At 35.6% G+C, this 8,035-nt stretch carries 4 protein-coding genes and 1 tRNA gene; 3 read left to right on the plus strand and 2 right to left on the minus strand.

Going from position 1 to position 8,035, the window contains the following annotated elements:
* Nucleotides 1-89: 89 nt before the first annotated feature.
* Entirely contained in the window at nt 90-1,904 is a 1,815-nt protein-coding gene (ltrA, locus tag F6K40_RS05055; protein WP_293132262.1) for a group II intron reverse transcriptase/maturase, read from the plus strand.
* Between the two features lie 188 nt (nt 1,905-2,092).
* The gene (locus F6K40_RS05060) at nt 2,093-2,341 is read left to right on the plus strand and encodes a YggT family protein (RefSeq protein WP_293132329.1); all 249 of its coding nucleotides are present in this window, start codon (nt 2,093-2,095) and stop codon (nt 2,339-2,341) included.
* Nucleotides 2,342-3,079: 738 nt separating this feature from the next.
* Here F6K40_RS05060 and accC read toward each other — a convergent pair.
* Complete coding sequence (gene accC, locus F6K40_RS05065) at nt 3,080-4,435, minus strand: acetyl-CoA carboxylase biotin carboxylase subunit (protein ID WP_293132265.1); 1,356 nt, start codon at nt 4,433-4,435, stop codon at nt 3,080-3,082.
* 481 nt (nt 4,436-4,916) lie between these two features.
* Between accC and F6K40_RS05070 the strand changes: the two genes are divergently transcribed.
* Nucleotides 4,917-4,997, plus strand: a tRNA-Leu gene (locus tag F6K40_RS05070).
* Between the two features lie 331 nt (nt 4,998-5,328).
* Here F6K40_RS05070 and F6K40_RS05075 read toward each other — a convergent pair.
* The gene (locus F6K40_RS05075) at nt 5,329-6,951 is read right to left on the minus strand and encodes a hypothetical protein (protein WP_293132268.1); all 1,623 of its coding nucleotides are present in this window, start codon (nt 6,949-6,951) and stop codon (nt 5,329-5,331) included.
* Nucleotides 6,952-8,035: the final 1,084 nt, after the last annotated feature.

Consider the following 8,035-nt stretch of genomic DNA (forward strand, 5'->3'; position numbering starts at 1 on the left):
TAAAACTCTAACAATTATTCATTGTTAATTATTCATTATTCATTGCAGACGTACCCACTGTTAGACGTAATGTAAGGAAATAATTAGCAATGAATAAAGCTAAAACACTAAAAAGACGTTTAGGAAACCCTAAACCATTTCTTGAGTGCGTCTTACATTCTGAGGGGACCTCAGAATTACGCACTCGCTTTTTAAGCGTGGCATGGGATACAGACGATATACCGTACCAGGTCAGTGTCAATCCTAACCTTAAATGGACAGACATAAACTGGAGACGGGTAGAGAAGAATGTATTTAAGTTGCAAAAGTTAATTTACAGAGCATCCAGCCGTGGCGAAATCCGCAAGATGCGTAAATACCAACGACTTCTGACCAAAAGTTACTACGCAAGGTTGCTAGCTGTTAGGCGCGTGACTCAGGTAGACCCGGGCAAGAAAACTGCCGGGATAGATGGTATCAAAAATTTACCTCCTATGCAGAGATTCAACTTGGTGAATCTATTAAACTCACGTTACCTCAAAGCAAGTCCAACCCGTAGAGTCTGGATACCAAAACCAGGGAAAGATGAAAAGCGTCCGCTTGGAATCCCTACAATGTACGACCGTGCATTACAAGCCTTGGTTAAGTTAGGTATGGAACCAGAATGGGAGGCAAGATTTGAACCTAATAGCTATGGTTTCAGACCAGGACGGTCAACACATGATGCTATTGCAGCCATCTATTTCAGCATCAATAAAAAGCCAAAATATGTGCTAGATGCTGACATATCCAAATGTTTTGACCGAATTAACCATGATGCACTGATGGAAAAAGTGGGTCGAACACCGTATAGACGACTAATCAAACAATGGTTAAAGTCTGGAGTATTCGACAAAAAACAATTCCTAGATACTGTGGAAGGTACACCACAGTCCGGGGTAATTAGTCCTCTACTAGCAAACATCGCCCTGCACGGTATGGAGGAAAGACTAATGGAATTTGCCAAAAGCATTGACATGAAAGACCATAGAGGTTATCAAAAATGCTGGCAAAATAAAGTAAAAAGTCTTTCCTTAATACGCTATGCTGATGACTTTGTAATCCTACACGAAGACATCAAAGTAGTCCTGCAAGCAAAGACCGTAATACAGGAATGGTTAAACCAGGTAGGATTAGAACTAAAACCAGAAAAAACCAAAATTGCCCACACTCTGCAAGAATATGAAGGGAATAAACCTGGATTTGACTTCCTGGGTTTTACAATTCGGCAATGGAAAGTTAAGTCAACCGAACAAGGATTTAAAACGCTGATTAAACCATCCACCAAGAGTATTAAAACTCATTATCGGAAGCTGGTGGAAATATGTAATCGTTACAAAACCGCCCCTACTAAAGCAATAATCGCTAAATTAAATCCGATAATTAAAGGATGGGCCAATTACTTCTCAACCGTAGTCAGCAAAAAGGCATTCAGTAAAATGGATAACCACTTTTGGAAAAGATTATGGAGATGGGCAAGTAGGAGGCACCCAAATAAGTCTGCCAAATGGGTAAAGAAAAAGTATTTCCCCAAAGTTAAAGAAACCAGGAATTGGGTACTTAATGATGGCGAATATATACTAAACCTACACTCAGATGTTTCCATTGAAAGACACATCAAAGTGAAAGGTAATAAATCCCCGTATGACGGCGACTGGACTTATTGGAGTAGTAGAATCGGTAAACATCCAGGCGTAAGGAAAGAAGTCACAACGCTGTTAAAACAGCAAAAGAATAAATGCGCATTTTGTGGACTGACCTTTGGACCAACTGACCTTATGGAAGTTGACCATATAAAACCAAGGTCTACAGGTGGTGACAACACAATTAAAAATAAACAACTGTTGCACCGACATTGCCACGACAGTAAAACTGCCTTTCAATAATGAATAATGAACAATTAATAATGAACAATTAATTTGTTTTTAATTATTAATTATTAATTATTAATTATTAATTAAGGCAAGGATGTACCTATGACAAAGGACGTCTAAGAGAGGAGCCGTGTGAGGTGAAAATCTCACGCACGGTTCTGAAGACGAGTCGGTTTGGTAACAAACTGGCTTAGTTTAACATTACCCTGGGGTTAATGACTTTCTTATTTATCTTCCGAATTGTTCTGACATGGTATCCCCAGGTAAATATTAATCAATTTCCATTTAATTTGATTTTTTGGCCTACCGAACCATTTTTAGCTCCCACAAGAAAAATTGTGCCTCCTCTGGGTGGGGTAGATATTAGCCCAATTATTTGGGTAGGTATTTTCAGCTTGCTGCGAGAGATGCTTTTAGGTCAGCAAGGTTTATTGAAAATGATGCTGTAGCTAAATAAGTGAAGTTATCTCCAAAATCGGACATTATCAAAGATAGCTATCTTAAAACTTGGATATAGCTATCCAAGTTTCTCAACTTTTCAGCTTCTTGAATACCTTATTTAAATTTAAGATTTAAGCAAAACCCCTCAACTAAACTTACTCAAACTGAACGAGAAAACCTGAAAGCCTAGTTGTTCGCAAGTGGAGCAACGACTACAGGGTTAAACGGCAAACTCTTTATTTCTGGGTCTAAGACATCAGGAATTACATGAATAATTGATAATTGATAATGAAAGAGTTTTTTTGATATCTAATTTTCTCTTCCTATTTCTATCTAACTCCTTCATATGCTCTAATTATGCATTATTTACATCTGCATTTAATAATTTATTTTCCCTGGTTTAATACAATCCTTTTGTTACTCTTATTCGACTAAATAACGAATTAACAACTGATAAAACTTATCTATTTTAGTTTTATAGCTATAGTTATGAGTATGAGTAATTTTGATAACTTTTAGATAAGTTTTCACTTTTTGTATTTAGCAAAATAATTAATAATTAAAAAATTAAATAATTAGATAATTCAAATTAGATAATTCAGGTTTAAAGCCTCCCCTTTCAAGATCAAAAAAATCAATCTTTTCCTTTTAGTCAATCCTTTCCTTAAAAAGGAGAGGTAATTATCAATTATCAATTATCAATTATCCATTATCCATTAATGAACCGTTGCCCAATCATAAGGGGATTATTTTGCTTCTTGCTTCATCATATTTTCAACAAAGTTAGTGTAGACTTCCCCATTCATAAATTCAGGGGTTTCTAAAATTTTTTGATGAAAACCTATGGTAGTCGGAACTCCCGTAACAGCACATTCCCTTAAAGCACGTTTCATTCTCTGAATAGCAGTAAGACGGTCATTTCCCCAAACTATAAGTTTACCAATTAAAGAATCATAATAAGGTGGAATTTCATAATCTGTATAAACATGAGAGTCCATCCTAACTCCTGGACCTCCTGGTGGTAGATATCCACTAATACGTCCTGGATTAGGGCGAAAATTGTGATCTGGGTCTTCAGCATTGATGCGACATTCTATGGCATGACCATTTATGTTGATTTGTTTTTGGGTTAGTTGTAATTTCTCCCCTTGGGCAACTCTAATTTGTTCGGCAATTAAATCAAGTCCTGTAATTGCTTCTGTAACTGGATGTTCTACTTGAATCCTAGTATTCATCTCCATAAAGTAGAACTGACCAGAGTGGTCTAGGAGAAATTCTACAGTACCAGCACCAATATAATTAATAGACTTGGCTGCCTTGACTGCAGCTTCGCCCATTTTTTGTCGAAGTTTAGGATTTAATGCTGGACTTGGAGCTTCTTCTAGTAGCTTTTGATGGCGACGCTGAATAGAACAGTCTCTTTCTCCCAGGTGAATCACATTTCCGTAACTATCTGCCAGAATTTGAAATTCTATGTGACGGGGGCGTTCAATGAATTTTTCTATGTAAAGTCCTGGGTTGCCAAAAGCTGCCCCTGCTTCTCCTTGCGCTGCTTGGAATAATTTCGAGAGATCCTCAGCTTGGCGAACCAGTCTCATCCCTCGTCCCCCTCCTCCAGCGGTGGCTTTAATCATTAGGGGAAAACCGATTTTTTCAGCGATCGCCACAGCTTCTTTTTCGTCTTTGAGAAGACCGTCACTTCCAGGAACTGTAGGAACTCCAGCTTTTTGCATAGTTTCTTTGGCTGTAGATTTGTCTCCCATGGCCCTAATTCCTTCTGGAGATGGACCGATAAAGGCAATGTCATGGTCAGCACAAATTTCTGCAAATCGGGCATTTTCGGCTAGAAAGCCATATCCTGGATGGATGGCAGAGGCGTCACGAGTCAGAGCTGCCGAGATAATATTGGGGATGTTGAGGTAGCTTTTGCTACTGGTAGGTTCGCCTATGCAAACTGCTTCGTCTGCTAGTTGGACATGGAGGGCTTGGTGGTCTATGGTTGAGTGGACAGCGATGGTGGCTATGCCCATTTCTTCGCAGGTACGGAGAATGCGTAGGGCTATTTCGCCTCGGTTGGCTATTAGGATTTTAGAGAATCGCATTTGAGTTATAAGTTATAAGTTATCAGCCTCTGGTTAAAGTCAGAGGGTTGAAATACTAAAGTTTATTTTTTTTCATCCCCTTGAAAGGGAAGGTTATTGATCTTATTTTTTAGTCAGAAGCTAGTAGGATGTCTAGACTAAAATTTTGGGTAAGGAGGGAGCAACTCGGAAGACCTCTCCCCTAACCCCTCTCGTTGTAGGAGAGGGAACTGCTCCCCCTTCCCTACCCCCCCTTTCAAAGGGGGGCAGGGGGGATAGTTGTGGGGTTGGGGGGTTAGGTTTTTTTTTACCCACATTTTCAAGCTAGACACGCTACTAATACGGGTGTTCCTAAATTCTTACTGTGACTAAAGAGGATTGCTATATCAAAAAGATTTGATAAAATTTCTTGTACACATTCGAGAATTTCATGTTATTATTGTATATTGTTAGCCAAAATTCGATAATTTAATTTAAGTTTGGCTGATAAATACTAACTAGAGCGGATGTGGCGGAATTGGTATACGCGCACGTTTGAGGGGCGTGTGGCTTTGCCTTGCGAGTTCGAGTCTCGCCATCCGCATTGGAAAAATAGTCGAAAATAATCAGGGGTTAAAATAATTAACCTCTGATTTTTGATTTTTTGAACCCAGTATTAGCTCTATCTAATTTCTCTAAACTTCCAAACACATATACTTCATCTCCTGCTTGTAGAGAATTTAATTTATCTAAAATTAGCTCATCTTGACAATGCAACTATTTTTGTTTCTGTAGATGTTTGAGCACCCTTACTTACTCTAATTTTTTCGATTAAAATTTTTACTTTTCCACCACTGCCAACTCTGTAAATCTAACCTTGATAATCTTGGATAATAAATACAGAATCATCTACTTTGAAAACCCTACACTTTTGGTTAATTTGAAGTATACAATTTAGTTTCTAACTCTTGCAAAATTTGTTTTCTATTTTGATTCCCCTTAAACATCTTAAAAATATCAAGTTCCTGCTCTAACTTTCTTTCTCCTCCATCACCAAAAACCCAACTAACTTGATTAATAGTATTCATCATTCCACTATAAGCAACCTCCCCAGAAAAATTACCTTCCTCAGTAATTCCTAATTTAATTTTATCCTTTGTACTCATCTCTAAAGTCGAAGCGATCGCTACTAAACCTACTGCTCCAATTAAAGCTTCTCCACCTTTTAATACTTTTACTCCTGCTAATACCCCAACACCACCATTAATTACAGCATCATTCACTCCTTCAATTAACATTCCTTTTTGAATAGGAATACTACCAAAGCTATTTGTAATTTTTTCTGAATTTTCCGCCTGTTTAACAAATTTTTCTGCTTTCTTGAATTTGCTAAAAACTGTGTGAAAATCATTATTATTTACTTCTAAGTCTGATGCAAAATATCTATCTCTTAAAAGCTGATATACAATTTTACAAATCCAGGGAATTTCAGCTTGCAAAATTACACTGTCTAAATTTTCTATAATCCCATTATCTACTGTTGCACCTTCCCTAAGTTGTTGATAAATAGATAAATATTTACGATGCTTATTCTTATCTATCTCTGAACTATTAGAAATCAAATTTACAATTAACATATCTATTCTCACTGCCATTGAAGTTGCACTTGCCAATAAATATTTATCTTTTAACTCCGGAGCGATCGCTGAATTTAAAATAATTGCATCTAATTGTCTAAATTTCTCAAAATTAGGCATAGGTTCTCCAGATTTAATATATAGATAAATACCTTTCAACCTTTGCTTTTCAACTTCCATTAAATTGCTAGAATCTAAAACTTGTTCTAAACCTTTATCAATGCCAATCCACCGAGAATTTTCACTAGCAATTCTGTAGCATAAACCAATCAGTGAATCTATATTTGATGACTCTAGAATAAAATCTAATAGATTCAGTGCTGCTAAATCATAAGTATATAAACCAGAATTAATTCTGTTATAAGCTTCTAAACATCTAGTTTTACTTCTTTCATAAATTGATGCACGAATTACTAAACTATTAATCCGACGGTCTAGGTTTAATTCGGGATTATAAAAAGTATGTAAAACTAGGAAAGCATCATCACTCTTTACACCACATTTTTGTAGTCGTAAAGTCGAGCCTTCCGTACTATTAGGGCGAATTCTAACGTTATAACTTTTACCTGATTTAAGAGTAACTTTCTGAGTACCTCCCTGATTAGCAGTTTGATAACCAACAAAGATATGATAGATTTCTTCTTGTTCTAAATTATTTTCTGTTTCTTGCCATACTTCTGAATTGCTTTGTTGTTTTTTTAAAGTAGATTCTTTAGCAGTTTCTCTAAAATATTTGCCAACATCTGATGCTTTTTTACTGATAAATTCTTCCATTTCTGAAGCTTTATTTTTAGCTGCTTCTGAAGATTTATTGCCAATTGATTCGCTAGCTTGAGATACTTTTTTACTGAAATTTTCTCTAACTTCTGAAGCTTTGTTAGTCATTGATTGCCATAAAGATGAATCCTGTTTCTTATTCATTGTTTTTCTTTCCTAAAATTACCTTATCTTTTCTTTTGTCTCATACTCAATGTTTCAAAAATTTATCAAACAAACCTTGGAATAAATGTTTGATAATTCAGTTATTAGGGGTCAGCTCTCAGGTTTTTAATGAATCAAGCCAACATTCATTTAACTTCTACTAAATTTTCATGCTCATTCATTGATTCGCCAGCAAGAGAAACTTTTTTACTGAAATTTTCTCTAACTTTTGAAGCATTGTTAGTCATTGATTTCCATCAAGATGAATCCGGTTTTTTATTCATTGTTTTTCTTTCCTAAAATTACCTAATCTTTTCTCTTTTATCATACTCAATGTGTCAAAAATTTATCAAACAAACCTTGGAATAAATGTTCTGATAATTCAGCTATTAGCAGTCAGCTCTCAGGTTTTTAATGAATGAAGCCAACATTCATTTAACTTCTACTAAATTTTCATGCTCATTCATTGATTCGCCAGCAAGAGAAACTTTTTTACTGAAATTTTCTCTAACTTCTGAAGCTTTGTTAGTCATTGATTTCCATCAAGATGAATCGGGTTTTTTATTCATTGTTTTTCTTTCCTAAAATTACCTAATCTTTTCTCTTTTATCATACTCAATGTTTCAAAAAGTTATCAAACAAACCTTGGAATAAATGTTCTGATAATTCAGTTATTAGGGGTCAGCTCTCAGGTTTTTAATGAATCAAGCCAACATTCATTTAACTTCTACTAAATTTTCATGCTCATTCATTGATTCGCCAGCAAGAGAAACTTTTTTACTGAAATTTTCTCTAACTTCTGAAGCATTGTTAGTCATTGATTGCCATCAAGATGAATCGGGTTTTTTATTCATTGTTTTTCTTTCCTAAAATTACCTTATTTTTTCTCTTGTCTCATACTCAATGTTTCAAAAAATTATCAAACAAACCTTGGAATAAATGTTCTGATAATTCAGCTATTAGGGGTCAGCTCTCAGGTTTTTAATGAATCAAGCCAACATTCATTTAACTTCTACTAAATTTTCATGCTCATTCATTGATTCGCCAGCAAGAGAAACTTTTTTACTGAAATTTTCTCTAACTT

Origin of the sequence: Okeania sp. SIO3I5, assembly GCF_010672085.1 — a bacterium.
In the GTDB taxonomy this organism is placed as follows: Bacteria; Cyanobacteriota; Cyanobacteriia; order Cyanobacteriales; family Microcoleaceae; genus Trichodesmium.

Excerpts from the sequence above, each read along its gene's own strand:
- accC (WP_293132265.1), bottom strand. The coding sequence starts at position 4,435 with ATGCGATTCTCTAAAATCCTAATAGCCAACCGAGGCGAAATAGCCCTA.
- ltrA (WP_293132262.1), top strand. The coding sequence starts at position 90 with ATGAATAAAGCTAAAACACTAAAAAGACGTTTAGGAAACCCTAAACCA.
- F6K40_RS05075 (WP_293132268.1), bottom strand. The coding sequence starts at position 6,951 with ATGAATAAGAAACAGGATTCATCTTTATGGCAATCAATGACTAACAAA.